This window comes from Streptomyces sp. STR69, assembly GCF_024519455.1.
Lineage (GTDB): Bacteria > Actinomycetota > Actinomycetes > Streptomycetales > Streptomycetaceae > Streptomyces.
In genome coordinates this window covers 1-582 of record NZ_JALJRY010000099.1, presented here as the reverse complement: position 1 = coordinate 582, position 582 = coordinate 1, and the positions used below count along the sequence as shown (strand labels likewise).

Here is a 582-nt window from a genome sequence, read left to right as displayed (position 1 = left end):
AAATCTTGACTGAGCCCAGGCCCTGACCTGCCTCGTCCTCGAAACAGAGCCAGGCGCCCAGGTCCGCCGCCGTCTTTTTATGACGGGCCACTGCTCGTCCTTCCAGGCGGCGATCCTCGACTCGTCCCGCTCGGTGGCCTTACGGGAAGGCACCTGCACGCTCCAGCCGAGGCGGTGCAGCAGCAGGTCAAGGCCGGCCAGGGTGTACTCGACACCGAACCGGCGACGCACGACCTCGGCGATCCTCACCAGCGTCCAGCACTGATCGCTCCAGCCGCACGCGGCCGGACCCGCCTCCAACACCGCCTCCAGAGACCGTAGTTGACCTGCATCAAGTTTGCAGCGGGCGCCGCCAGGCCCCTTGGAGACCAGCGCCTGGCGGCCTCCCGAGGCCAGGGCCCGGCGCCAGCGGTTCGCCGACATCCGCGTCACCCTGAACCGCCGGGCCACCTCCCCGTCACTGGCCCCGGCCTCGATCAAGTCAGCCGCCGCAAGCCGCACCTGCTCACGCCGATCCCGCTCCTCGGCCGTCAGCCCACCGCCATCGGGATACCTCATCCCTCCGGCATAGCGCAGCCCACA

General features: G+C 69.6%; 1 protein-coding gene. It reads right to left on the bottom strand.

Annotation, left to right across the window (positions count from 1 at the left end; translation table 11 throughout):
• The coding region (locus OC490_RS49125; protein WP_262064565.1) for a winged helix-turn-helix domain-containing protein at window positions 1-558 on the bottom strand (558 nt) is incomplete at its 3' end.
• Window positions 559-582: the final 24 nt, after the last annotated feature.